Genomic DNA, 25,445 nt, shown 5'->3' on the forward strand with positions numbered 1-25,445 from the left:
GAGTACGGCGCTATCACACCTGTGGCGTCGGGCCCGCCTTTGTCGCGACGGCGATGCGGAATTCTGCTACCGTCGCGACCAAGAAAGTCAAAAGGAGTCCACCATGAGCTGGCAGCCCTCGAACGATCCCGTGCTCGGCGATCCCATGTCCTGCGATGCGCTCGACCTCGTCATCGTGCCGCGCACCCGCGACCTTGGCGACGGCTTCGAGGTGCGGCGCGCGCTGCCGCATGGCAAGCGGCAGATGGTCGGGCCCTTCATCTTCTTCGACCATTTCGGCCCGGTGCAGTTCGTCTCCGGCAAGGGCATGGACGTGCGGCCGCATCCGCATATCGGGCTTGCCACCGTCACCTATCTCTTCGACGGCTCGATCATGCATCGCGACAGCGAGGGCAACGTCCAGGAGATCGCGCCCGGCGCGATGAATTTGATGACGGCCGGCCGCGGCATCGCCCATTCCGAGCGCACGCCGGATGCGCAGCGCGCCGCGGGCCAGAAGATGCTGGGCCTGCAAAGCTGGATCGCGCTGCCGGCCGGATCGGAGGAGATCGCGCCGTCGTTCCAGCACTATGGCGCCGGCGATTTGCCGATGATCTCCGAGCGCGACTTCACCGCACGGGTGATCGCGGGCTCGTCATTCGGCATCGCCTCGCCGGTGTCGATGGTGTCACCCTGGTTCTACACCGAGGTCACGGCCGTTGCGGGCGCCAGCGTGCCGCTCGATCCCGATCACGAGGAGCGCGCGATCTATGTCGTCGACGGCGAGGTCGAGATCGCGAACGAGCGCTATGAGGGGCCGCGGCTGCTGATCTTCCGGCCCGGCGACCGCATCACCGTGAAGGCGCTCAAGGCCACGCGGATGATGTTTCTCGGCGGCGATGCGCTGGAGGGGCCCCGCCACATCTGGTGGAATTTCGTCTCCTCCAGCAAGGAGCGGATCGAGCAGGCCAAGCAGGACTGGAAAACCGGCCGCTTCGCCGGGGTTCCGCAGGAACATGAGTTCATTCCGCTGCCGGAATAGGCTAATCCGGTGTCCGGCCGCGCCATCCGGCGCGGCCGGATTTCCTGTCGCAAGGCCCTGACGATGACCACCATGCTCTCCAGCGACCTGCCCCTGACCAAGATCGGACGCGGCAAGGTGCGCGATATCTACGCCGTCGACGACGAGCGCCTGCTGCTCGTCACCACCGACCGCATCAGCGCCTTCGACGTGGTGATGGGCGAGACCATCCCGATGAAGGGCGCGGTGCTGACGCAAATCAGCGCGTTCTGGTTCAACGAGCTCGAAGGCGTGGTGCCGCATCACATGATCAGCGCCGATACCGACGAGATCATCGCGGCCGTGCCGGCGCTGAAACCGCACCGCGCCGAGATCCTTGGCCGCGCCATGCTGTGCAAGCGCACCACCGTATTCCCGATCGAGTGCGTGATCCGCGGCTATATCTCGGGCTCGGCCTGGAAGGAGTACGCCGCCAGCGGCACGCTCGCGGGCGAGAAGCTGAAGGCCGGCCTCGTCGAGAGCGAGAAGCTCGAGCCTTCGATCTTCAGCCCGGCGACCAAGGCCGAGACCGGCCATGACGAGAACATCACGATTGCGAAGATGCGCGAGGTCGTCGGCGACGAGGTCGCCTACACGCTGGAAAGCATGACGCGTGCGATCTACACGCTCGGCGAGGAGCTGGCGCGCGAGCAGGGCATCATCATCGCCGACACCAAGTTCGAGTTCGGCCAGGACAAGGACGGCCGCATCATCCTGATCGACGAGGTGATGACGCCGGATTCCTCGCGCTTCTGGGCGGTCGATGCCTACAAGCCCGGCCAGCCGCAGGCGAGCTTCGACAAGCAGCCCTTGCGCGACTATCTCGACGTCGAGCGCCGTGCCGGCCGCTGGAACGGCGACGCCCCGCCACCGCCGCTGCCGGCAAGCGTGGTGGACGCGACCAGCAAGCGGTATCTCGAAGCGTATCGTCGCGTGACGGGGACGGAACTGAAGATCTAGGCGTGGTTGCTGCCACACGCCCCGCCTCCTGCGGCGGCCGTCATTCACACTTCGCTGTCGTCCCGGACAAGCGTAGCGCAGATCCGGAACCGTCCGACGAGCAGAGAATTCGGATTTAAGTGGAGCTCGTCCTTAGGTCGGCGCTTTGGCTCCATCTGGGCTGCGATCTCGACTCCATTGATCCAGATCAAACCGGGAGCCAACGATAAAAGGAAGCTGATCACCTCGGCTTGATACAAAAACGAGGGAGGTTGCCATGAGGCTGGTCGGCATCAGGCGAACGCTACTTTTTGCAGCCGTTCTGGGCTGCGGAATTTTTGGCTCGACCCAATGGTCAAACGACGCCGGCACCGTGTTCGGCGTTTCAGGCGCCGAAGCCAGGGTCGGTCGGCCGGCAACTCCCGCGAGCGTTGCCGGCGTCGCACGTCGAACCACGCGACGCGCGGTCGTAGGGGGAGCGGCTGTGGGTGCGGCAGCTGCCGGCGCAGCATGCGTCCGCGTCTATGTGAACGGCGCCTACGTCTGCCGCTGATGCATTCGCGCCGGCGATTCCAATCGCCGGCGCGGGCCCCTCGATTGCCGGTCAGATCCCCGCCATCATCACGTATTTGATCTCGACATATTCTTCCATGCCGTGACGCGAGCCTTCGCGCCCCAGGCCGCTTTCCTTGACGCCGCCGAACGGCGCGACTTCCGTGGTGATGAGGCCGGTGTTGACGCCGACCATGCCGGACTCCAGCGCCTCGGCGACGCGCCAGACGCGGCCGAGATCGCGGGAGTAGAAATACGAGGCCAAGCCGAACGGCGATGCGTTGCACATCGCAATGACGTCGGCTTCATCCTTGAAGCGGATCACCGGCGCGAGCGGCCCGAAGGTTTCTTCCTGCGATACCAGCGAGTCCGACTTGACGTCGGCCAGCACGGTCGGCTCGAAGAAGGAGCGCCCGAGCTCGCTGCGCTTGCCACCAGTGACGACCTTGGCGCCGCGCTTGACCGCATCCGCGATGTGGCGCTCGACCTTGTCGACCGCCTTCATGTTGATCAGCGGGCCCTGCGTGACGCCGCTCTCGGTGCCGTCACCGATCTTCATCGCGGCGACCTTCTTCGAGAGCTTCTGCACGAACTCGTCGTAGATCTTGTCCTGGGCGTAGAGGCGGTTGGCGCAGACGCAGGTCTGGCCCATGTTGCGATATTTCGAGACGATCGCGCCTTCGACCGCGGCGTCGATATCGGCATCGTCGAACACGACGAAGGGCGCATTGCCACCGAGCTCGAGGCCGAGCCGCTTCACGCCGACGGAGGCCTGCTGGTAGAGGATCTTGCCGACCGCGGTCGAGCCGGTGAAGCCGACGAAGCGCACTGCCGGATGCTCGCACAGCACCTTGCCGATCGGCGGCGCATCACCGGTGATGATGTTGAGCACGCCCTTGGGGATGCCGGCCTTCTCTGCGAGCACGGCCAGCGCCAGCGCCGACAGCGGCGTTTCATTGGCGGGCTTGAGCACCACGGTACAGCCGGCGGCGAGCGCCGGGGACACCTTGCGGGTAATCATGGAGTTCGGGAAATTCCACGGCGTGATCGCGCCGCAGACACCGATCGGCTGCTTGATCGCCAGCAGCCGCGCATCGGGCCGCTGCGTCGGAATGGTCTCGCCGTAGACGCGGCGAGCTTCCTCCGCGAAGAACTCGATATAGGCCGCACCGATATCGACCTCGCCGAGCGCCTCCGAAAGCGGCTTGCCCTGCTCGGAGGTCAGGATCAGCGCGAGATCCTCGCGGTTGGCGATGATCAGCTCGAACCATTTGCGCAGGATGTTGGAGCGCTGCTTGGCGGTGTGCTTGGCCCAGGCCGGAAAGGCACGCTGAGCGGCCTCGACCGCCTTGGTCGTCTCGTCCGCACCGAGCTGCGGCACTTTTGCAAGCTCGACGCCGGTCGCGGGATTGTTGACGGCAAAGACCGGCGTGCCGACCCAGGCGCCATCGATGTAGCAGGCCTCCTTCAGGAGCGAGGGGTCTTTCAACCGGTCGCGCAGGGTGGCGGTGGCTTGCGTGGCGCGTGCGGCAGCGGGCGGGGTCATGGCGTTACTCCTCGAACGATCATTTCGGGGCGATCGGATCGGCCGGAATATAGGGACAAGCAGCGCGCAATGCACCGTCCCACAACGCACATCTGATGGGAGCTAAACCGGCAGCGGCCTTAGGCCGCGCCGCTCATATAGGTCTCGCGGCGGCCGATCATACGTTCGGCCGCGGCCTTGGCGTCGGCCTTCGACGAGGTTGCGCAGGTACGGTATTCGAGATCGGGAACGTCGGACGGGTTGCGGCGGCCGAACCAGTTCTTGGAGCCCACCCGCAGCAGCGCCAGCGCCTGCGCCAAATTGTCGACTGCACCGAAGGAATAGAGCGCGCCGGTCCCGGCGATGCGCACCTCATAGATCCCTGGCGAAATCGGCGCCTCCAGGTTCTCGCCCCGTCCGGGACGGGGATAGCGCTTCCATTCGCTCCAGGTCGAAATCATCTGAGGTCCCCCTCTCGGCCGCTTGGCGACCGCCCAATTTGCATCAAGTCTTAACGTCGGCCGTCGATTGGCCGAGTCCTGAACGCCGCAACGCACAAAATGTTTCAAGTGCTTCAAACACAGGAATCATATCGCCAGCGCCCATTCACGGTCACGGCGAGATGCGGCCATCCACCGCAGATTGTGACGGAGTGTTGCCGTTCGGCCTGCCTGTCGTCCTGTGTGTGGCACGGACCGTCAAGTCACGACATCGCGACCGCCGCAGGCATCTGGACGCGCTTGCCGCGCGGAGCCTGCGGGAGGACAATCGATCACTGCCAACAATAATCAAACTCGAGGAAACGCCATGCAAAGCAAAGCTGAGATCGACGAGATTCTGCGTCAGAAGAGCGACGCCCAGGAGATTCCCGGGGTCGTCGCCATCGCCGCCAGCGGTAACGACGTGCTGTATCAGGGCGCGTTCGGCAAGCGCGACCTGTCCAAGCCCGACGCGATGACAGCGGACAGCGTGTTCTGGATCGCCTCGATGACGAAGGCGGTGACGTCGGCGGGCGCGATGCAGCTGGTCGAGCAGGGCAAGCTGTCGCTGGATGCGCCGATCGGTGAAGTGTTGCCCGATCTCGCCGCGCCGCAAGTGCTCGAAGGTTTTGATGCCAATGGCGAACCAAAACTGCGACCGGCGAAGGGCGCGATCACGCTGCGCCATCTCATGACCCACACTGCCGGGTTTGCCTACAACGTTTGGAACGGCGATTGCGCGCAATATCTGGAGAAGACCGGAACGCCGAACATCTTCTCCTGCCAGAACGTTGCGCTAAAGACGCCGATCATGTCCGATCCCGGCACGCGCTGGGAATATGGCATCAACATCGACTTCGTCGGCAAGGCGGTGGAAGCCGTGAGCGGCAAGCGTCTCGATGCTTACTTGCGTGATCACATGTTCACACCGCTCGGCATGAACGACACCGCCTTCAAGATCACCGACGACATGCGCCAGCGCCTGGTCGCCACGCACGCACGCGGCGAGGATGGATCGCTGGCGCCGATTCCGTTCGAGATCGAACAGAATCCGGAATTCCACATGGGCGGCGGCGGCCTCTACAGCACGGCCGGCGATTACATCAAGTTCACCCGGATGATCCTCAACAAGGGCCGCGGCAACGGCAACCAGGTGCTGAAGCCCGAGACGGTCGCGCTGATGGGCCAGAACCACATCGGCGATCTCACGATTGGCAAGATGACGACAGTGGCGCCCATGTACACCAACGACGTCGATCTCTTCCCCGACATCGTGAAGAAGTGGGGGCTCTCCTTCCTGATCAACACCGCCAAGACGCCAGAAGGCCGCAGCGCCGGCAGCCTCGCCTGGGCCGGTCTTGCCAACACCTATTTCTGGATCGACCCGGCACGCGATGTTTCCGGCGTCATCCTGATGCAGGTGTTGCCGTTCGTCGACGCCAAGTGCCTGGAGGCGTTCGCGGGCTTCGAGCGTGGCATCTATGCCGGGCTCGATGCGGGGAGCGGGCAGAAGGCGGCCTAGCCACTTAGTATGAGGTGCGCGGCGTCGCGCGCCTTCGCCGCAATCGATAACCTCGTGCCCAAGGCCATCGGCTTCAGGCACGAGGCATCAACTTCGAGGAGACGAACTTGGCGAGCGATCTGGCGGACAAAGCGGACAGCTACGTTTGCGGCATCTCGGACACGCCGCTGCTCGGCGACACCATTGGCCGCAGCCTCGACCACGCGGTGCGGCGCTGGGGCGATCGCGAGGCGTTGGTCTCGCCCAGCCACGGTGTCAGATGGACCTGGAAAGAATTCGCCGAGCAGGTCGATGCGCTCGCCGCCGGCCTTCTCGCGCTCGGGCTCGAACGCGGGGAGCGGATCGGCATCTGGTCGCTGAACCGGCCGGAATGGACGCTGACCCAGTTCGCCGCCGCCAAAGCCGGCCTGGTCCTGGTGACGATCAATCCGGCCTACCGGCTCAGCGAGCTCGAATTCGCGCTGAAGAAGGTCGGCTGCGCGGCGATCGTCACCGCCACCGCCTTCAAGACCAGCAATTACATGGAGATGCTCAACACGCTGCTACCGGAGCTGGCGGGCGCGAGGCCCGGACAGCTGCAGGCGGCGCGACTGCCAGCCTTGCGGATGGTGATCCAGATCGGCGGCCCGGCGGCCTCAGGCACTGTCGCGTTCGAGGAGGTCGCGCGCATGGGCCGGGCGGAGCATCGCGAGCAACTTGCCGCGCTCGGTGCTGCGCTTCAGTTCGACGACCCCGTCAACATCCAGTTCACCAGCGGCACCACGGGATCGCCAAAGGGCGTCACGCTGACCCACCACAACATCCTCAACAACGGCTATTTCACGGGACGCGCGATGCGCCTGACGGAAGCGGACCGCATCTGCATTCCGGTGCCGCTCTATCATTGCTTCGGCATGGTCATGGGCAACCTTGCCTCGGTCACGCTCGGCACCACCATGGTCTACCCGGGCGAGGGTTTTGATCCGCTCGCGACGCTGCGTGCGGTCGAGCAGGAGAAATGCACCGCGCTATATGGCGTGCCGACCATGTTCATCGCGGAGCTCGATCATTCCGAGTTCAAGAATTTCAATTTGAAATCACTGCGCACCGGCATCATGGCGGGCGCGCCCTGCCCGATCGAGGTGATGAAGCGCGTCAACACCGAGATGAACATGCGCGAGGTCACCATCGCCTATGGCATGACCGAGACCAGCCCAGTGAGCTTCCAGAGCGCGACCGACGATCCGCTCGAGCGCCGCGTCTCCACCGTCGGCCGCATCCACCCGCATGTTGAGGTGAAGGTCGTCGATCTCGAAGGCAGGATCGTCAAGCGCGGCGAACGCGGCGAGCTCTGCACCCGCGGCTACAGCGTCATGCTGGGCTATTGGGAGGAGAAGGAAAAGACGTCCGACGTGCTCGACGCCAATGGCTGGATGCACACCGGCGACCTCGCCACCATCGACGCCGCCGGTTATTGCAACATCGTCGGCCGCATCAAGGATCTGGTGATCCGCGGCGGCGAGAACCTCTACCCGCGCGAGATCGAGGAGTTTCTGTACCGTCACCCCAAGATCCAGGACGTGCAGATCTTCGGCGTCGCCGACACCCGCTACGGCGAGGAGCTCTGCGCCTGGATCCGCGTCAGGCCGGGCGAAACGCTGACGGCCGAGGAGGTCCGTGCCTTCTGCGACGGCCAGATCGCCCACAACAAGATCCCGCGCTACGTCGAGTTCGTCGACGAATTCCCGATGACCGTGACGGGCAAGATCCAGAAATTCGTGATGCGCGATGCCGTGGAGCAGCGGCTGGGATTGAAGGCGGCGAAGACGGCGTGAGAGACTGAGTACCCTTTCCGCAGGACGGTTGTCATTCCCCGCGAAAGCGGGGAATCCAGTACACTGCGGCTTCTCGATTCAATCACAAACGCCTCTGGAATACTGGATCGCCCGGTCTAAACATCGACCCGGGCGATGACAGCGAGGCTGGTGCGCGACTTTTCTAAACCGTCAGCCCGCGCTGCTGGGCCAGCTCCTTTAGCGACACAAGCGGACGCGCGCCGATGTGCTGGATCACTTCGGCGGCCGCGAGCGCACCGAGCTCGCCGCACTGCTTGTGCGCGAGGTTACGCGAAAGGCCGTAGAGGAAGCCCGCCGCAAAGAGATCGCCGGCGCCGGTGGTGTCCACCAGTTTCGTGACCGGTGAGGCCGGAGCTGCGACAGCGTCGGTCGGTGTCACCACCACGCAGCCCTTCTCGCTGCGGGTGACCACGCCGAGATTGACGTCGTTGCGCAGCTGCTTCAGCGCTGTGTCGAAATCCGAGGTCATGTAGAGCGAATGCAGCTCGGACTCGTTGGCGAAGACGATGTCGACCGTGCCGTTGCGCATGAGCGAGAGAAACTCGTCGCGATAGCGGTCGACGCAGAAGGAATCCGACAGCGTCAGCGCCACCTTGCGCTTGGCATCATGGGCGATCTTGGCCGCCTTGACGAAGGCGTCCTTGGCATTCTTGGGATCCCAGAGATAGCCTTCGAGATAGACGATGCCGGCGGCGGCGATCTCGGCCGGGTCGATGTCGGCGGGCGAAAGATCCTGCGCGGCACCGAGATAGGTGTTCATGGTGCGCTCGCCATCATCCGTGACCAGGATGTAGGAGCAGCCGGTGGCGGGGCCGTCCTGCGCGGCCGGCGTGTTGAAGGCGACGCCGGCTGAGCGGATATCGTGGACGTAGAGCTTGCCGATCTGGTCGTCCTTGACCTTGCCGACATAGGCCGCACGTGCCCCTAAGCTGCCGATGCCGACAATGGTGTTGGCGGCCGAGCCGCCCGAGACTTCCGTGGCCGGCCCCATGTCCTTGTAGATGGCGGCCGCCCGTGCCTCGTCGATCAGGGACATGCTGCCCTTGGTCATGCCGTGCTTGGCCAAAAAGGCCTCGTCAGTCCTGACCAGCACGTCGAACAACGCGTTGCCGATGCCGAGAACGTCATATTTCACGTCAGCCATTCACCTTGATCCTGTTTGGCGGATTGCGATCCCTGCGAAAATCCGCTTCCTGTCGGCCTGAAATCTGGCTCGCGGCCTATCACGACCGGGCCTGCGCGGGCAAGCAACGGTATGATAAAGAGCCGATGATCCGCTCCTTCCTGACCGTCTCGACGGGAACACTGGCCTCGCGGCTGCTGGGGTTTGCCCGCGATTCCCTGATCGCGGCGCTGCTCGGCACGGGCGCCGTGGCGGACGCATTCCTGGCCGCCTTCCAGCTGGTCAATGTGGTGCGCAGGCTGCTCAGCGAGGGCGCGCTGAACGCGGCGCTGGTCCCGGCCTGGCTGCGCATCCGTGACCGCGATGGCGCGGACGCTGCGGCAGCGTTCGCGGGGCGCGTCCTGGGCACGGTCAGTGCGGCCCTGATCGCGATCTCGCTCGCGATTGCCCTGTTGATGCCGCTGATCATGACGGTCATCGCGCCCGGTTTTCTCGGTACCGGCACGCTCGATCTCGCCGTCCAGAACGCGCGGCTGATGCTGCCTTATCTCGCCTTCGCCGGGCCCGTCACCGTGCTGATGGGGCTGCTGAATGCGCAAGGGCGCTTTGCGCTCACGGCATTCTCGCCGCTGCTGTTCAACATCGCGCTGATCGCTGCGACCGCTTTGCTGCTGGTCTGGCACGGTGACGCCGGCTTCGCCGCGTGGCTGCTGGCGGCCACGGTCGGCATCGCCGGCCTGCTGCAACTCCTGATGCTGCTGTCGCAGCGAAGTGCGCGCCTCGCCACGCCTCTGCGCGTCAGTTTCGACAAGGAGATGCGCAGCTTCTTCGCCAAGGCGATCCCCGGCATGATCGCAAGCTCGGGACCGCAATGGCTGATGATCGCCGGCGCGATCATCGCATCCGCGACGCCGTCCGCGGTGTCCTGGCTCTATTTCGCAAATCGCCTGATCGAGCTGCCGCTCGGCATCGTCGGCGTCGCCATGGGCACCGTGCTGGTGCCGGAGCTGACGCGCGCGGTGAGTGACGGCGACCGTGATGCGGTGGCGCATGCGCAATCGCGCGCGCTCGAGCTTGCGACCGGGCTGGCGCTCCCCGCCACGCTCGGCCTGATCGTGCTGGCCGAGCCGATCGTGCGGCTGTTGTTCGAGCATGGCGCCTTCGGTGCCGGTGACAGCGCGGCGACCGCGCATGCCTTGACGTGGCTGGCGCTTGGCCTGCCCGCGCACGTGCTGATCAAGGCGCTGTCGCCGGCCTTCTATGCCCGCAACGACACGATGACGCCGCTGCTGGCGACGGCCAAAGGCTTTGTGGTGGCGGTCGTGCTCGCCGTGCTGCTCGGCCATCTCTTTGGCGCAAGCGGGATCGCGGCGAGCACCGCGGCCGGCGCCTGGAGCAGTGCGCTCTCGCTGCTTCGGAAAGGCACCAGCGAATTCGGCTTCTCGGTCGATTCTGCCGCGCGAAAACGGCTGCCGCGGATCGTGCTTGCCGCAGCCGCGATGGGCGCCCTGCTCTGGCTGACCACCGGCCTCGTGCCCGCCGAGGCGCACGGCTTCATCAAATTCATCGTGCTGGGCGTGCAGATCGCGGCCGGGATCGCCGTTTACGGCTTGCTGCTGCAAATCCTCGGTGCCGCTTCCTGGCGCGAGGCGGTAGCCGCCTTGAAGCGACCCGCCTAGCCCGGCCCGGTGCGCGAGATCATCGAATTGCTCTTGACGGGGCAGCGCCGCTGTTGGAAACGACGGCCGAATACCTATGGGAAGGCTTACCATGCCATTCGTTGAACGGGTCTTTTCGGGCGTCCAGCCGACGGGCAATCTGCATCTCGGCAATTACCTCGGCGCCATCGTCAACTTCGTGAAGATGCAGGAAACCCACAACTGCATCTATTGCGTCGTCGACATGCACGCGATCACGCAAGGCGTGGACGTCTGGGGCGGACCGGCCGAGCTCGCGCGCAACACCCGCGAGGTGACTGCCGCGTTCATCGCGAGCGGCATCGATCCCAAGAAGCACATCGTGTTCAACCAGAGCCAGGTCTCCGGCCATGCCGAGCTCGCCTGGATCTTCAACTGCGTCGCGCGCATGGGCTGGCTCGGCCGCATGACCCAGTTCAAGGAGAAGGCCGGCAAGGACCGCGAGAATGCCTCCGTCGGCCTGTTCGACTATCCCGTGCTGATGGCCGCCGACATCCTGCTTTACCGCGCCACCCACGTGCCGGTCGGCGAGGACCAGAAGCAGCATCTCGAGCTCTCGCGTGACATCGCGCAGAAGTTCAACAACGACTTTGGTGACTCGATCCGCAACCTCGGCGCCAATGACGGCCTGTTCTTCCCGCTGCCGGAACCCCTGATCACGGGCCCCGCGACGCGGGTGATGAGCCTGCGCGACGGCACCAAGAAGATGTCGAAATCCGATGCGTCGGACAATTCGCGCATCAATTTGACTGACGATGCCGACACCATCGCGCAGAAGATCCGCAAGGCGAAGACCGATCCGGAGCCGCTGCCGTCAGAGGAGAAGGGCCTGGAAGCCCGTCCCGAGGCCGATAACCTCGTCGGCATCTTCGCCGCGCTGGCCGGCCGCCCCAAGGCGGATGTGCTGCGCGAGTTCGGCGGGGGCCAGTTCTCCAGCTTCAAGAACGCGCTGGCGGAGCTGTGCGTCACCAAGCTGGCGCCGATCGCCGGCGAGATGAAGCGCCTCGTCGCCGACCCCGGCCATATCGATTCGATCCTGAACGAAGGTTCCGACCGGGCCCGGGCGATCGCCGACGAGACGATGAAGCTCTCCAAGGACATCGTCGGCTTCATCCGCCGGCGATAGAGACGGTCGGCGTCAGCGCGCCGACCGCATCTCCTCTCCCCAACCTTGCGGGAGTGTGGCAGCATGCCGGCCGTGCACATGCCGGGACATGCATGACCAGCAAGCGACTTTGCTTCGAGCCGGGTCACAAGCCCAAATGCCTCGTCGTCGTCGACGACACCGCCGAATGGGATCGCGCGGTCTACTATGCCAGCCGCTGGGCGATCCGCGCCGGCGGCGGCGTGGTGATGCTGCGCATTATCGAGCCCGAGCAGCAGAGCCAGGAATGGCTGGGGGTCGCCGACATCATGCGCGCGGAGGCGCAGGAAGCGGCGGAGGCCGCGCTCGACCGTGCCGCCGGCCGCGCCAACGGCATCGCCGCGATCACCCCGGAGCGGGTGATCCGCGAGGGTGTGCCGATGGAGCAGCTGCTCGCCGTGATCGACGAAGACCCCGACATCGGCATGCTGGTGCTCGCCGCCAATCCCGGTGCGGAGGGGCCGGGTCCCCTGGTTGCGCTGCTGGCCCACGCGGTCGGAACCTTCCCGATTCCGGTGACCATCATTTCCGGCGCGCTGAGCGACCAAAGCGTGGATTCACTGTCGTAGGTCGTCCTTCACCTCGCCCCGCTTGCGGGGAGAGGTCGGCGCGAAGCGCCGGGTGAGGGGAGTCTCCACGAATCCAATTCTCACTGCCGGGGAGACGCCCCCTTCACCCCGACCCTCTCCCCGCAAGCGGGGAGAGGGAGGAACGAGCACCCTAACCTGCTGATATAACAACGAAACGCCCTCTTCTCCCCTTGATCGTGCGTTCTCCGTCGCCATCTGCTAGTGGAGAGAGCACGCGCCGGCCTTGAACCGGCGACGTCTGGAGAAAACCATGTTCATTCAAACCGAAGCCACCCCCAATCCCGCCACGCTGAAGTTCATTCCGGGCCGCGTCGTGGTCGACGGCAGCCCGATGGAATTCGCGAGCCGCGAAGCCGCCACCCGCTCGCCGCTGGCCGAAAAGCTGTTCGAGGTGCCCGGCGTCACCGGCGTGTTCTACGGATCCGACTTCATCACCGTGACCAAGGCAAACGGTGAATGGCAGCAGCTCAAGCCCGCGATCCTCGGCGCCATCATGGAGCACTACATGTCCGGCGCGCCACTGCTCGCCGACGGCGCGGCGCAAGACGATGCCGATCTCGATGACGAGGACGAGTTCTTCGACGAGGCCGATGCCGAGACGGTCGACATGATCAAGGACCTGATCGAGACCCGCGTGCGGCCGGCCGTCGCCAATGACGGCGGCGACATCACCTTCCGCGGCTTCAAGGACGGCATCGTCTATCTCAACATGAAGGGCGCCTGCTCCGGCTGCCCGTCATCGACCGCGACGCTCCAGCACGGCATCCAGAACCTGCTCAAGCACTTCGTGCCTGACGTGGTCGAAGTCCGGCCGATGTAAATTGCACGGCCTGAGCTGATTTCACTCCGTCATGCCCGGGCTTGTCCCGGGCATCCACGTTTTTGGAGCCGCAAAGTCGTGGATGGCCGGGTCAAGCCCAGCCGCGACGGCTAGAACCTTAGGCATCATCCGATTGCCAATGCTATGATCACACCATGCTGATCCTCGCCATCGATACCGCGCTCGACGCCTGCTCCGTCGCCGTACTCGACACCGAAACGGCCGAGCTCGTTGCGCAGGAGCAGCTTCTCATGAAGCGCGGCCACGCCGAGGCCCTGATGCCGATGATCGCGCGCGTCATGCAATCGGCCAATCTCGCCTTCACCTCGCTCGACCGCATCGCGGTCACCGTCGGCCCCGGAAGCTTCACCGGCCTGCGCGTCGGCATTTCGGCGGCGCGCGGCCTTGCGCTTGCGGCTGAGCGGCCGGCGATCGGCCTGACCACCTTGTCGGCCTATGCCGCCGCCATCGTCGGCCAGAGCAAATCGGCACCCGTGATCTCCGCAATCGACGCGCGGCACGACCATGTCTATTTCCAGATCGTCGCCGGCGACGGCAGCCAGCTGGTGCGGCCGAGCGTCGCTCCCGTCGACGAGGCGATCGCAGCCTCGCAATTCGGCGCGCCGCATCTGGTCGGCAATGCCGCCAATATCCTCGCCGAGCGCTGGCCGAAGGATGTCCCGCAGCCGGTTGCGGTCGATGCGCAGCCCGCGCCCGATATCGGCTGGGTCGCATGGCTAGGCGCCGCCGCCGATCCGGCGACGAATCCGGCGCGGCCGTTCTATCTGAAGGCGCCCGACGCCAAGCCGGCGGCACAGCCGCCATTTGCAGCACAAGTCCCGACCCCATGATGAGATGGCTGTCGGAATGGTGGCGCGGCGGCACCGCCGCCGTCGAGCCCGCATCCGTGCGTGACGCTGCGCAACTGGCGCAGCTTCACGGCGCCTCCTTCGCGCGCGGCTGGGGCGAGGGCGAATTCGAGAGCATGGTCAGCGAGCGCAACACGCTCGTGCATCGGCTGCGCCTCGGCCGCAGGACCGTCGGATTCGCGGTATCGCGGATCGGGGCGGATGAAGCGGAAATCCTCTCGATCGCGGTGGACGGGGCCTATCGCGGCCGCGGCCTCTCCCGCACGCTGCTGATGACCCATCTCGGCCATCTCGCGGGGCGCGGCGTGCGCACAATATTTCTCGAAGTTGAGGAAAATAACCAGCCGGCGCGGCGGCTCTACGATGGTGCCGGATTCATGGTGGTCGGGCGCCGCGAACGCTACTATAAGCAGCCGAACGGGGAACAATTGAACGCCCTTCTGATGCGACGTGACTTGTCGTAACATTGGTGGCAGAAAGCGCCCCCGCCAGGCAGACAAACTATGACCGCACTGAAACCTTCTTCCGCATCCAAGGCGTCCGGCATCGAAGCGCGCTGTGCCGCCACCGGCATGCGCATGACCGAGCAGCGCCGTGTCATCGCCCGCGTGCTCGCGGAGGCGATCGATCATCCCGATGTCGAGGAACTGTACCGGCGCTGCGTTGCCGTCGACGACAAGATCTCGATCTCGACCGTGTATCGCACCGTCAAGCTGTTCGAGGATGCCGGCATCATCGAGCGCCATGATTTCCGCGAGGGCCGCGCGCGCTACGAGCAGATGCGTGACAGCCATCACGATCACCTCATCAATCTGCGCGACGGCAAGGTGATCGAGTTCACCTCCGAGGAGATCGAGAAGCTGCAGGCGGAGATCGCCCGCAAGCTCGGTTATCGGCTGGTCGACCACCGGCTCGAGCTCTATTGCGTCCCGCTCGACGACGACAAGCCGACGTCTTGATTTAGTGCCGATAGACCTCATCATCTTCGACTGCGACGGTGTGCTCGTGGACAGCGAGGTGATCTCCTGTCGCGCGCATGCGGATGTGCTGACGAGGCACGGCTATCCGATCACCTCGGAGCAGGTGCTGGTCCGCTTCCTCGGCGTGTCCGAGAAAGACGCGCGGCGGATGGTCGAACAGGAAATCGGCCGCAGCCTCCCGGGTGATCTGGAGCAGCAGATCAGTGCGGCCACGCTGCAATTCTACGCCAGCGATCTGCAGCCGATCACCCATGTGGCTGCGGCGATCGGCGCAATCGATCTGCCCAAATGCGTCGCATCGAGCGGCACGCCGGAGAAGATCACTCACGGCCTGACCTGTGCCGGCCTCTACGACCTGCTCGCTCCGCACATCTTCTCAGCGAGCCAGGTCGCACGCGGCAAGCCCGCGCCCGATCTGTTTCTGTTCGCGGCCAAGCAGATGAAAGTCCCGCCGGAACGCTGCCTCGTGATCGAGGACAGCGTCCCCGGGGTAACAGGCGCGTCCGCAGCCGGGATGACCGTGCTGGGCTTTCACGGCGGCAGCCACTGCCCGCCGGGTCACGCCGAAAGGCTGCGCGCCGCCGGCGCCGGATCGACATTCGATGATATGCGGCAATTGCCGGAGCTGGTCCGACGGATCGAACCGGCCCGCCCCGTGAGGTAGCCTTTGACCGTCATTCCGGGGCACGTGCAGAGCGCGTGAAGCCGGAATCTCGTCCAAAACCTCCGGATTTCGGGGCACGACTGCATCGCCCCCCCGGAATGACGGCCCAGGAGGCTCCATTCGCTGGATTTTCGTCCCTCCAACCTATATCTGAGGGCCGTTCTCCACCACAATTCCGGGTTCCATGACGCCGCCGCGCAAGCTGCACATCAAATCATATGGCTGCCAGATGAACGTCTACGATGCGCAGCGCATGGTGGACACGTTGGCTCCGGAAGGATTCGTGGAGACGGCCAGCGCTGATGACGCCGACCTCGTCATCCTCAACACCTGCCACATCCGCGAGAAGGCCTCCGAAAAGGTCTATTCCGAGCTGGGCCGATTGCGCGTCGCCAAGGACGAGGCCGCGCGCGCGGGCCGCGCGATGCAAATCGCGGTCGCGGGCTGCGTCGCGCAGGCCGAGGGCGAGGAGATCGTGCGCCGAGCGCCTGTCGTGGACGTCGTGGTGGGACCGCAGAGCTATCATCACCTGCCGGAGCTGCTGAAGCGCGCCGGCAATGAAGGCCGCGCGATCGAGACCGAGTTTCCCGCCCAGGACAAGTTCGGCTTCCTGGCTCAGCCCAAGCCCGACGCGATCCGCGCGCGCGGCATTTCCGCTTTCGTCACGGTGCAGGAAGGCTGCGACAAGTTCTGCACCTTCTGCGTCGTACCCTATACGCGCGGTTCGGAAGTCTCGCGCCCTGTCGCCAAGATCGTCGACGACGTGAAGCGGCTTGCCGACAACGGCGTGCGCGAGCTGACGCTGATCGGACAGAACGTCAACGCCTATCATGGCGACGGACCGGACGGAAAAACCTGGCCGCTCGGCAGGCTGCTCGAGCATCTGGCGACAATTCCCGGCATCGCGCGGCTGCGCTATTCGACCAGCCACCCGCGCGACGTCGACGACAGCCTCATTGCAGCCCATCGCGATCTCGGTGCCCTGATGCCGTTCGTGCACCTGCCGGTGCAGTCGGGCTCGGACCGCATTCTGGCCGCCATGAACCGGAAACATACCGCCGATGATTACCGGCGGGTCATCGACCGTTTCCGCGCCGCGCGCCAAGACATTGCTTTTTCATCAGATTTTATCGTGGGCTTCCCCGGCGAGGGCGAGCAAGATTTTCTCGCCACCCTCGCGCTTGTCACGCAAATCGGCTACGCTGCGGCTTATTCGTTCAAATACTCCGCCCGGCCGGGAACGCCGGCCGCGGACATGCAGGAGACGGTGTCCCCCGCCGAGATGGACCAGCGATTGGAGCGGCTCCAGGAACTGATCGACAGCCAGCAATCGGCCTTCAACAAGGCTGCGATTGGCTCAACGGTCGACGTGCTGTTCGAGCGTCCGGCCCGCAGGGACGGCCAGATCGTCGGCCGCACCGCATTCCTGCAGCCCGCCCACGTGATGGCCTCGCCCGACATCATCGGACAAATCCTGCCTGTCAGGATCGACAGCCTCGAACGCTACAGCTTTCTCGGTGAGCTCGTGACGCCGCGTGGGGCGCGCGAGCCCGCTTTATCGCCAGCCATCGGAGCCTGAACCCTTGCCAAAAAGCGCATCGGATTCGTCTTCTCTCGCTCCCAGCCGCAAATTTGACCGCGACATGCAAGTTCCGCCCGAGACCCAGGTCGTCATCGACTTCGACGACAACCGCGCCGCTTCCGCGCTGGTCGGCCCCTACGGCCAGCATCTGGCGCAGATCGAGCGGCGGCTCGGCGTCGTCGTCGATTCCAAGGGCAACCACATCACGATCGGCGGCACGCGCGACGGCTGCGACGCCGCACGCCGCGTGCTGGAGATGCTCTACGCGCAGGCCGTGAAGGGGCAGGATCTCGACCAGGGCGAGGTTGAGGGCGCGATTCGCGCGGTCATCGCCCAGGGCTCACTGTTCGAGTTCGACGCCAAATCGGCCAAATCGGCGACCTTCGACAGCATCAATCTGCGCAAGCGTCCGGTGCGCGCACGCACCGCCGCGCAGGACTCCTATATCCGCGCGCTGAAGCGCCACGAGCTGGTGTTCGGCATCGGCCCGGCCGGCACCGGCAAGACCTGGCTCGCGGTCGCGCATGCCGCGCAACTGTTCGAGCGCAAGGAGGTCGACAAGATCATCCTGTCGCGTCCGGCGGTGGAAGCCGGCGAGCGGCTCGGCTTCCTGCCCGGCGATCTCCGCGAGAAGGTCGATCCTTATCTTCGCCCGATCTACGACGCCCTCTACGATCTCATGGATGCGCGCATCGTCGAGCGCGCGCTCCAGACCGGCGAGATCGAGATCGCGCCGCTCGCCTTCATGCGCGGCCGCACCCTCACCAACGCCGCCATCATCCTGGACGAGGCGCAGAACACCACGTCGATGCAGATGAAGATGTTTTTGACGCGCCTCGGCGAGAACAGCCGCATGATCGTGACCGGCGATCCCTCGCAGATCGACCTGCCGAACGGCCAGACCTCGGGCCTGGCCGAAGCGACCCGCCTCCTGGGCGGCGTCGAGGGCATCGCCCAGGTTCATTTCAAAGCCGAGGACGTGATCCGCCACGAACTCGTGGCGCGGATCGTCGCCGCCTACGAAGGCTCGCCGCAGCGGCCGGCCGCCGGCAAATCCTGACGAGGCAACAGCCGGACCCAGAGGGCGCGGACACGGCGCCCTTTCGTCCCAGACAACACAATGTCCCATCCCAACCTTCCCATGACCGAGGTCCTCGTCGTCGCCGATTGCTGGCAGCGCGAGCCCGATTCCGAAGCCGTGATCCAGCGCGCGGTTGCGGCCGCCGCTGAGAGTGTCGACGAAGACGTCGCCGAGGCGGAAGTGGCGGTGATGCTGACCGATGATGCCGGCATCCGCACCCTCAACAGCAACTGGCGCGGCATCGACAAGCCGACCAACGTGCTGTCGTTTCCCGCGCTCCAGCCGGAGGGCGAATGGAAGCCGGGCGATGCGCCGCGCATGCTCGGCGATATCGCGATCGCCTACGAGACCATGCGGCGCGAGGCGGACGAGGAACACAAGCCGTTCGACCACCATTTGAGCCATCTCGCCGTGCACGGCTTCCTGCATCTGATCGGCTACGACCACGAGAACGACGGCGACGCCGAGGAGATGGAGGCCCTGGAGACGCAGATCCTGGCTCACCTTGGAATTCCCGATCCCTATGCAGACCGCGCAGGGACACACTGAGATGCCGGACTCCGACCCGATTCAAGATAACCCGCGCCACACGGCCAATCTGCCGGCCGTGGTGACTCAGGGCGAGGTGATGCGCCCGACCGCCGATGGCTGGCTCTTGCGCGCCATCCGCACGCTGTTCGGCTGGAAGGCGGGATCGGTGCGCGACGACCTCCAGGTCGTGCTCGACGCGACGACGCCCGACGACACCGGCTTCTCGGCGGTCGAGCGCACCATGCTGCGCAACATCCTCGGTCTGCACGAGCGCCGCATCGCCGACGTCATGGTCCATCGCGCCGACGTCATCGCGGTGAAGCGCGACATCCCGCTCGGCGAATTGATGGACCGCTTCGAGAGCGCCGGCCATTCGCGCCTCGTGGTCTACAACGAGACGCTCGATGATCCCGTCGGCATCGTCCATATCCGCGACCTGCTCGCGTTCATGACCGCGCGTGCGCGCGTGTCGGAAGCCACCAAGACCAAGCGCAAGAAGCCGCTGCCAGCCGGGCTCGACCTCCGCGCCGTCGATCTGGCGCTGCCGCTCGAGGAAGCGCGCATCATCCGCAAGCTGCTCTATGTGCCGCCGTCGATGCGGGCGATTGACCTGCTCGCGCAGATGCAGGCCACGCGCATTCACCTCGCGCTGGTGGTCGACGAATATGGCGGCAGCGACGGGCTGGTTTCGCTCGAGGACATCGTCGAGCAGATCGTCGGCGAGATCGACGACGAGCACGACAGCGACGAGCCGCCCTCGATCGTGCGCCTGCCCGACAATGCCTTCATCGCCGACGCCCGCGCCAGCCTCGACGACGTCCGCTCGGTGATCGGTGGGGATTTCGTCACCGGCGAGGCCGGTGAGGAAGTGGAGACGCTCGGCGGCTATCTCGTCAGCTTCGTCGGGCGCCTGCCGGTGCGCGGCGAGGTGATCTCGGGTCCCGGCAATTACGAGATCGAGGTGCTCGATGCCGATCCGCGCCGCGTCAAGCGGCTGCGCATCTCGACGCGGAAGGAGCGTCCCGCGCCGCGCACTCAGCGCGAGAGCCGGCGCCGCGAGGCTACGCCAGACAGCGGTCAATCGCCGGCCAACGACACGCCCACCCCGCCGCCAAGCGACGGGACCGGCCAACAGTGAGCCCGTTCCAGCGACTTCGACAGATTGCGCTTGCCATCATCCTCGCCTGGGGATGGAAGCGCGCCGTCATTGCCATTGGGTGCGGAGCGCTGTCGGTGCTGGCGTTGGCGCCGTTCAACCTCTTCCCGGTGCTGTTCATCACCTTCCCGGTACTGGTCTGGCTGATCGACGGCGCCGGCGCCGGACGCTATGGCGGCGTCCCCGCCGCGGCGCTGACCGGCTACTGGTTCGGGCTCGGCTATTTCGTCCCCGGCCTCTACTGGATCGGCTACGCCTTCTTCGTCGAGGCCGATGTATTCGCCTGGCTGACGCCGTTCGCCGTGCTCGGCCTGCCTGCTTATCTGTCCATCTTCACGGCCATCGGCTTTGCGCTGGCACGCCTGCTCTGGACCAAGAACGCCACGCGCGTGCTTGCGCTTGCGGCAAGCCTCACAATCAGCGAATGGCTGCGCGGTCACCTCCTGACCGGCTTTCCCTGGAACGCGTTCGGCTATGCGCTGTCCGAGCCGCTGCCGCTGGCGCAGACGGCCTCGCTGGTCGGCCTGTGGGGCATGACGTTCCTGACGGTTGCGATCTTCGCGAGCCCCGCGACGCTGATCGACCGCACGCCCGATCGCCGCCTGGCGTGGCGCGTGCCGGCGGCCGCAATTGCGCTCCTGGTTGTCATGAGCATCTTCGGCGCGATCCGCCTGTCGCTGCATCCAACCACGATGGTCTCAGGCGCCAAGCTGCGCCTGATGCAACCGAACCTGCAGCAGGACGCCAAATTCAATTACGCCGCCAAGTCGGAGGTGATGAAAAAATATTTGGCGCTGTCGGACCGCGCCTCCGGCCCGCAATCGACCGGCGTGCGCGATGCCACCATCCTGATCTGGCCGGAATCGGCCTTTCCGTTCTTCCTGACCCGCGAAGCCGATGCGATGGCGCAGATCGCCGATCTACTGCCCAAGGGCACGGTGCTGATCACGGGTTCGGTCCGCGCGCCCGACCTGCCGCGGGGCACGCCGATCACGCGTGCCTATAATTCGATCTACGTGATCGATCACGATGGCAGCGTGCTCGCAGTGTACGACAAGTTGCATTTGGTGCCGTTCGGAGAATTTCTTCCCTACCAGGCACTGATGGAGAAGCTCGGTTTCGAGCAACTGACGCGTGTGCGCGGCGGCTTCATTCCCGGCACGGTGCGGCATGCGCTGCAGGTGCCCGGCGCGCCGCCCGCGCTACCGCTAATCTGTTACGAGGCAATTTTTCCCGGCGAGGTGGCTGGACGCAACGAACGTCCGGGCTGGATCGTGAACCTCACCAATGACGGTTGGTTCGGCATTTCGACCGGCCCCTATCAGCATCTCGAGCAGTCGCGCATGCGCGCGATCGAGCTCGGATTGCCGCTGGTCCGCTCCGCCAATACCGGTATCTCCGCGGTGATCGATCCGGTGGGCCGCACCGTCGCCAGCCTCGGTCTCGGCATCGAAGGCATTTTGGATGCAAGCCTGCCTGCCGCGATATCACCGACGGTCTATGCGCGGGTGGGCGATGTGCCGGCTGCCATGCTCGTCGCGCTGGCCGTGATTCTGGCGGTCCGCCGACGTGTCACCAAGCGGAAGACCTGATCGCACCGTCGCCGCGGAGGCGGCCGGAAGCTTTTGACAACCGTAGTCCCACGGTTGACAGACTGCACATGGGCTCCCCATTCTGCACCGGCTGCAAAAGACAGTGGGCATTGCTAAATTTCTCCGCAATGTTTCCCAATAAGAGGGTCTGATTTGACGATGCTTGCACCTGAGGCACTCCAGTTGATTGCGCTGAAGGTGGTGTTTGGAGGGCTGAGGAAATGTCGAAAGCGCCCAACCCTGTTGACAAATATGTCGGCAGTCGCGTGCGTATGCGCCGCATCATGTTGGGCATGAGCCAGGAAAAGCTCGGTGAAGCTTTGGGCCTGACTTTCCAGCAGATCCAGAAATACGAGAAGGGTACGAACCGGGTCGGCGCGAGCCGTATCCAGCAGATCGCCGAAATCCTCCAGGTGCCGGTGTCGTTCCTGTTCGAGGGCGGCCCGAGCGGCGTGCCGGGTCCGGACGGCTTCGCAGAAGGCGCCTCGCCTTCCTATGTGTCGGACTTTCTCGCGACGTCGGAAGGACTTGCCCTGACCAAGGCGTTCACGCGAATCACCGATTCGAAGATGCGCCGCTCGATCGTCGATCTCGTCGAGCAGATTGCGGCTCGCGAAGGTCCCGACAAGCGCTGATCGCCATCAGAATGGCGATTTGAGACCGCGTCAAATCTGGCCTATGTCGTCATTTGTGGCCGCGCTTTGATGCGCGTCCGCTTCGATGATGCGATTCAAAGGCACAGATGCGTCCATGGCCAGCTCCAATTGGTTCGATACCCAAACTATTCTCGATGGCATCCGCCGCTGGGTGGAGGTCGAGACGCCGACGGAAGCGCCCGAACAAGTCAACAGGCTGATCTCGATGGTCGCGGAGCAATACCGCGATCTGCCTGTCACGCTCGAACGCGTCGCCGGCGTCGATGGCTGCGGCGATCATCTCATGGCGCGCTCGAATTGGGGGCAGGACCGGCCGGGCATCCTGGTGCTGAGCCACCTCGACACCGTCCATCCCATGGGATTCATCGAGCGCCTGCCGTTCAAGGTCGAAGGCGACGTCGCGTACGGTCCCGGCATCTACGACATGAAGGGCGGCGCCTACATCGCCCATCACGCGTTTCGCGCACTGTGTGCCACAGTCGATCGCTCGCCGCTCGGCATCACGCATTTGTTCACCTCCGACGAGGAGATCGGCAGTCCCACCTCGCGCGCACTCATCGAGACGGAAGGGCGCAAGGCCAAATACGTGCTGGTGACGGAGCCGGCGCGCGATGGCGGCAAGATCGTCACTGGACGCAAGGGCGTCGGACGCTTCAAGGTATTCATCAAGGGCGTGCCCGCGCATGCCGGCTCGCGGCCGGAAGACGGCCGCAGCGCCGTGCGCGAGCTCGGTAACGTCATCCTCGCCCTGGAAGGGATGAACGACCTGACACGCGGCGTCAGCGTCAATGTCGGCGTGGTGCGTGGCGGCACGCGCCCCAACGTCACGCCGGAAGAGGCCTATGCCGAAGTCGATCTGCGCGTGCCGAGCCTCAAGGACGCAGAGGAGTTCGTCGGCAAGATCCTTGGGCTGACGTCGAAGACCGACGGCGTCACCGTCACGGTCACCGGCGAGCTCAATCGTCCGCCCTACGAGAAGAGCAACGCGGGCGCCTCGCTGTACGAACACGCGAAGACGCTGGCCGGCGAGATCGGCTTCGAGCTGGTCGACACCCACACCGGCGGCGGCTCGGACGGCAATTTCACCGCGGCCCACACCGCGACGCTTGACGGACTCGGCGTCGACGGCAAGGGCGCGCACACTCATTATGAGCAGCTCTATGTCTCCTCGCTCGCGCCGCGCGCGCGGCTGCTCCATCGCCTGTACCAGACGCTGCGATGAGCGAGCGCAAATCAGACCCCGATCGCGATGACAGCGAGCGCACGTTCTTCGGGCGCCGCAAGGGTCACAAGCTCAGGCAGCACCAGGCCGAGCTGATTGGTCAACTGCTGCCGCATCTGGCGCTCGACATCGACGGTGAGACGCCGGCGGATGCAAGCGAGATCTTCGATCCCGCCGCCGACGATGTGCGGCTCGAGATCGGCTTCGGCGGCGGCGAGCATCTGACGGCCGAGGCACAAAGCTTCGCCACGACAGGCTTCATCGGCTGCGAGCCCTACGTCAACGGCATGGCCAAGATCCTCGCGCAGATCGAGGCCGCCAACATCGGCAACATCCGCCTGTTTGCAGGCGATGCCGCCGAGCTGCTGGCCTGGCTGCCCAAGGCATCGCTGTCGCGGATCGACCTGATCCATCCCGATCCCTGGCCGAAGCGGCGGCACTGGAAACGGCGCTTCGTCCAGGACCGGACCATCGCCGCGATGGCGCGCGTGCTGAAGCCGAACGGCGAATTCCGCTTCGTCTGCGACATCGACGATTACTGCGCCTGGACGCTGTCGCATCTTGCGCGTTCGCAGGATTTCGTCTGGCTTGCCGAACGCGCCGACGACTTCAGACAGCAGTGGGCGGGCTACACCATGACGCGCTACGGCCGAAAGGCCGCGCGCGAAGGACGGAAGGCGGCGTATTTGCGATTCAGACGACTCTAGATCGTCTGCCGGTTGCGCCAGAAATTGACGACGCGCTCGGCGGTCGTCGGCATCAGGCGCATGAAGTTGACGCGTGCGGCCTCGATATCGGCATCGGCCGGCGTGCGGTGCGGACCGTACCAGAGCAGGATGAGCGCGCGCACCGTGGGCCAGCCGAGATTCAGCACGCGGCCGAGAATGAGGATCGGGTCGTAGCGGTCGCCTGCGATCAGGCGGTCGAGGACCGAGAGGCGGACGCCGGACATCGCCGAAAGCGAGGCGATGGATTCCTCGTATTTGTTCGCCTTGGCGAAGCCGAGCAGTGCGCTCTCGCCGAGATGGCCCTCGCGATGCAACGCCAGCACCGTGCGCTGGGCCGCGGAGAAATCGCGCCGTGGTCCCGGCGGCAGCGCGGCCTCCTCGATGGCCACCATCGCGCGCTTGATCTCGACCTGGCGCGCGGGATTGACCACGCTGGAGAGCCGGCGGCGGATGACGTCGAGCGTGCCGTCGAGAAGCTGTTTCAGGTTCTCGCCCGAGAGATCACGGCGCTGGCCGATCTTGAGCGTCAGCACGCCGTCCTGCGCCGCACGCTTGATCAGCTCGGAATAGCTGCCGGGCGAGAACACCGCACCGGCATTGCCCGCGGCGCGGCGCACCACGTCGCGGTCGCCGCGCTCCACCAGCACGTCGGTGATGACGGGAGACAAAGCGGGGCGCTCCGTCATCGCCAGCAAATGCCCCTGGCCCTTCAGCCGCGCGATCTCGACCAGCGCGGCGTCATCGAGCACGGGCGAGCGGCGCAGCACGGGGCCGGCCACCATGATCTCGTTCTCGCGCGCGAGTTGATTGACCAGATGCGGCGGCGCGTTGTTCAGGTGCGAGAAGCGCTCGGCGAGGTCGACGCGCGAGGCAAGCTCCGCATGCGGGACGAGATCGATCAGGAGGTTGTCGAAGAGATCGATGAGCTCGGGCCGAAGATTGGCGGAATCCTGGAAGAACAATTCGGAGATGGCGCGCGCGATTTCGCCGCGTCGCCGCGGATCACCGCGTTTGACGATATCGTCCAGTCCGGGAATGAGCGACGTGGCAACGGTCATGAAAACGCAACTCGTACGGGGCACGCCGCGGGCGCGCCCTTGGTCCAAGCCGCCCCACAAT

The 25,445-nt window shown here is 65.2% G+C and carries 25 protein-coding genes; 21 read left to right on the forward strand and 4 right to left on the reverse strand.

Translation table 11 applies throughout. From position 1 onward, the window contains the following. Positions 1-103: 103 nt before the first annotated feature. The 3 genes from CIT37_RS00095 (at position 104) to CIT37_RS00105 (ending at position 2,531) form a co-directional block, all read left to right on the forward strand. The gene (locus CIT37_RS00095) at positions 104-1,021 is read left to right on the forward strand and encodes a pirin family protein (protein ID WP_038949422.1); all 918 of its coding nucleotides are present in this window, start codon (positions 104-106) and stop codon (positions 1,019-1,021) included. A gap of 63 nt (positions 1,022-1,084) precedes the next feature. Continuing rightward, positions 1,085-1,999: a phosphoribosylaminoimidazolesuccinocarboxamide synthase gene (locus CIT37_RS00100; protein WP_095425334.1), complete on the forward strand. Its 915-nt coding sequence runs from the start codon at positions 1,085-1,087 to the stop codon at positions 1,997-1,999. Between the two features lie 256 nt (positions 2,000-2,255). Continuing rightward, complete coding sequence (locus CIT37_RS00105) at positions 2,256-2,531, forward strand: hypothetical protein (protein WP_083859338.1); 276 nt, start codon at positions 2,256-2,258, stop codon at positions 2,529-2,531. Between the two features lie 51 nt (positions 2,532-2,582). On the opposite strand, the gene CIT37_RS00110 is transcribed toward CIT37_RS00105, so the two are convergent. Together CIT37_RS00110 and CIT37_RS00115 are read right to left on the reverse strand one after the other, a co-directional pair. Next, a complete protein-coding gene (locus CIT37_RS00110) occupies positions 2,583-4,076 on the reverse strand; it encodes an NAD-dependent succinate-semialdehyde dehydrogenase (protein WP_095425326.1) in 1,494 nt (497 codons plus the stop codon). 119 nt (positions 4,077-4,195) lie between these two features. Then, a complete protein-coding gene (locus tag CIT37_RS00115) occupies positions 4,196-4,516 on the reverse strand; it encodes a hypothetical protein (protein WP_028139529.1) in 321 nt (106 codons plus the stop codon). Between the two features lie 346 nt (positions 4,517-4,862). Between CIT37_RS00115 and CIT37_RS00120 the strand changes: the two genes are divergently transcribed. Further along, positions 4,863-6,056 carry a serine hydrolase domain-containing protein gene (locus CIT37_RS00120; protein ID WP_028139528.1) on the forward strand — a complete coding sequence of 398 codons (1,194 nt, stop codon included), beginning with the start codon at positions 4,863-4,865 and terminating at the stop codon, positions 6,054-6,056. 119 nt (positions 6,057-6,175) lie between these two features. Next, entirely contained in the window at positions 6,176-7,870 is a 1,695-nt protein-coding gene (locus CIT37_RS00125; RefSeq protein ID WP_095425335.1) for an AMP-binding protein, read from the forward strand. Between the two features lie 163 nt (positions 7,871-8,033). Here the strand turns inward: CIT37_RS00125 and CIT37_RS00130 are convergent, their stop codons facing one another. Continuing rightward, positions 8,034-9,035, reverse strand: coding sequence for an adenosine kinase (locus CIT37_RS00130; RefSeq protein WP_028139526.1), 1,002 nt, complete (start codon positions 9,033-9,035; stop codon positions 8,034-8,036). Between the two features lie 125 nt (positions 9,036-9,160). Here CIT37_RS00130 and murJ point away from each other — a divergent pair, with 125 nt between their 5' ends. The 16 genes from murJ to trmB all read left to right on the forward strand — a co-directional run bounded on the left by murJ (position 9,161) and on the right by trmB (position 24,305). Further along, complete coding sequence (murJ, locus tag CIT37_RS00135; RefSeq protein ID WP_095425327.1) at positions 9,161-10,693, forward strand: murein biosynthesis integral membrane protein MurJ; 1,533 nt, start codon at positions 9,161-9,163, stop codon at positions 10,691-10,693. 91 nt (positions 10,694-10,784) lie between these two features. Next, entirely contained in the window at positions 10,785-11,837 is a 1,053-nt protein-coding gene (gene trpS, locus CIT37_RS00140) for a tryptophan--tRNA ligase (RefSeq protein WP_028139524.1), read from the forward strand. A 92-nt stretch (positions 11,838-11,929) separates the two neighbouring features. Beyond that, positions 11,930-12,424: a universal stress protein gene (locus CIT37_RS00145; RefSeq protein WP_028139523.1), complete on the forward strand. Its 495-nt coding sequence runs from the start codon at positions 11,930-11,932 to the stop codon at positions 12,422-12,424. 271 nt (positions 12,425-12,695) lie between these two features. Continuing rightward, positions 12,696-13,265 (forward strand): NifU family protein, encoded by a 570-nt coding sequence (locus CIT37_RS00150; protein ID WP_028139522.1) that lies wholly within the window; start codon positions 12,696-12,698, stop codon positions 13,263-13,265. A 155-nt stretch (positions 13,266-13,420) separates the two neighbouring features. After that, positions 13,421-14,116: a tRNA (adenosine(37)-N6)-threonylcarbamoyltransferase complex dimerization subunit type 1 TsaB gene (tsaB, locus tag CIT37_RS00155; RefSeq protein ID WP_028139521.1), complete on the forward strand. Its 696-nt coding sequence runs from the start codon at positions 13,421-13,423 to the stop codon at positions 14,114-14,116. Continuing rightward, positions 14,113-14,598: a ribosomal protein S18-alanine N-acetyltransferase gene (gene rimI, locus CIT37_RS00160; RefSeq protein ID WP_028139520.1), complete on the forward strand. Its 486-nt coding sequence runs from the start codon at positions 14,113-14,115 to the stop codon at positions 14,596-14,598. Before tsaB ends, rimI begins: the two co-directional genes overlap by 4 nt. Positions 14,599-14,637: 39 nt before the next feature. Continuing rightward, on the forward strand, positions 14,638-15,093 hold the full coding sequence (locus tag CIT37_RS00165; RefSeq protein WP_018319430.1) for a Fur family transcriptional regulator: 456 nt from the start codon (positions 14,638-14,640) through the stop codon (positions 15,091-15,093). A 4-nt stretch (positions 15,094-15,097) separates the two neighbouring features. Then, positions 15,098-15,778: an HAD family hydrolase gene (locus tag CIT37_RS00170; RefSeq protein ID WP_095425328.1), complete on the forward strand. Its 681-nt coding sequence runs from the start codon at positions 15,098-15,100 to the stop codon at positions 15,776-15,778. A 184-nt stretch (positions 15,779-15,962) separates the two neighbouring features. Next, positions 15,963-17,357, forward strand: a complete 1,395-nt coding sequence (gene miaB, locus CIT37_RS00175; protein ID WP_095425329.1) for a tRNA (N6-isopentenyl adenosine(37)-C2)-methylthiotransferase MiaB — start codon at positions 15,963-15,965, stop codon at positions 17,355-17,357. A 64-nt stretch (positions 17,358-17,421) separates the two neighbouring features. After that, on the forward strand, positions 17,422-18,420 hold the full coding sequence (locus CIT37_RS00180) for a PhoH family protein (protein ID WP_028139517.1): 999 nt from the start codon (positions 17,422-17,424) through the stop codon (positions 18,418-18,420). 60 nt (positions 18,421-18,480) lie between these two features. Further along, positions 18,481-18,990: an rRNA maturation RNase YbeY gene (gene ybeY, locus CIT37_RS00185; RefSeq protein WP_028139516.1), complete on the forward strand. Its 510-nt coding sequence runs from the start codon at positions 18,481-18,483 to the stop codon at positions 18,988-18,990. A 1-nt stretch (position 18,991) separates the two neighbouring features. Then, entirely contained in the window at positions 18,992-20,110 is a 1,119-nt protein-coding gene (locus CIT37_RS00190; protein WP_038970628.1) for a hemolysin family protein, read from the forward strand. Further along, positions 20,107-21,720: an apolipoprotein N-acyltransferase gene (lnt, locus tag CIT37_RS00195; RefSeq protein ID WP_095425330.1), complete on the forward strand. Its 1,614-nt coding sequence runs from the start codon at positions 20,107-20,109 to the stop codon at positions 21,718-21,720. Before CIT37_RS00190 ends, lnt begins: the two co-directional genes overlap by 4 nt. 221 nt (positions 21,721-21,941) lie before the next feature. After that, positions 21,942-22,355 (forward strand): helix-turn-helix domain-containing protein, encoded by a 414-nt coding sequence (locus CIT37_RS00200; RefSeq protein WP_028139513.1) that lies wholly within the window; start codon positions 21,942-21,944, stop codon positions 22,353-22,355. Between the two features lie 85 nt (positions 22,356-22,440). Further along, positions 22,441-23,598 (forward strand): M20 family metallopeptidase, encoded by a 1,158-nt coding sequence (locus CIT37_RS00205; RefSeq protein WP_038949437.1) that lies wholly within the window; start codon positions 22,441-22,443, stop codon positions 23,596-23,598. Further along, positions 23,595-24,305, forward strand: a complete 711-nt coding sequence (trmB, locus tag CIT37_RS00210; RefSeq protein ID WP_095425331.1) for a tRNA (guanosine(46)-N7)-methyltransferase TrmB — start codon at positions 23,595-23,597, stop codon at positions 24,303-24,305. The genes CIT37_RS00205 and trmB overlap by 4 nt, the downstream gene beginning before the upstream one ends. Here trmB and CIT37_RS00215 read toward each other — a convergent pair. Further along, positions 24,302-25,384: a DUF2336 domain-containing protein gene (locus CIT37_RS00215; RefSeq protein WP_028139510.1), complete on the reverse strand. Its 1,083-nt coding sequence runs from the start codon at positions 25,382-25,384 to the stop codon at positions 24,302-24,304. The genes trmB and CIT37_RS00215 overlap by 4 nt on opposite strands. Positions 25,385-25,445 lie beyond the last annotated feature (61 nt).

It is taken from the genome of Bradyrhizobium ottawaense, assembly GCF_002278135.3.
Taxonomy (GTDB): Bacteria; Pseudomonadota; Alphaproteobacteria; order Rhizobiales; family Xanthobacteraceae; genus Bradyrhizobium; species Bradyrhizobium ottawaense.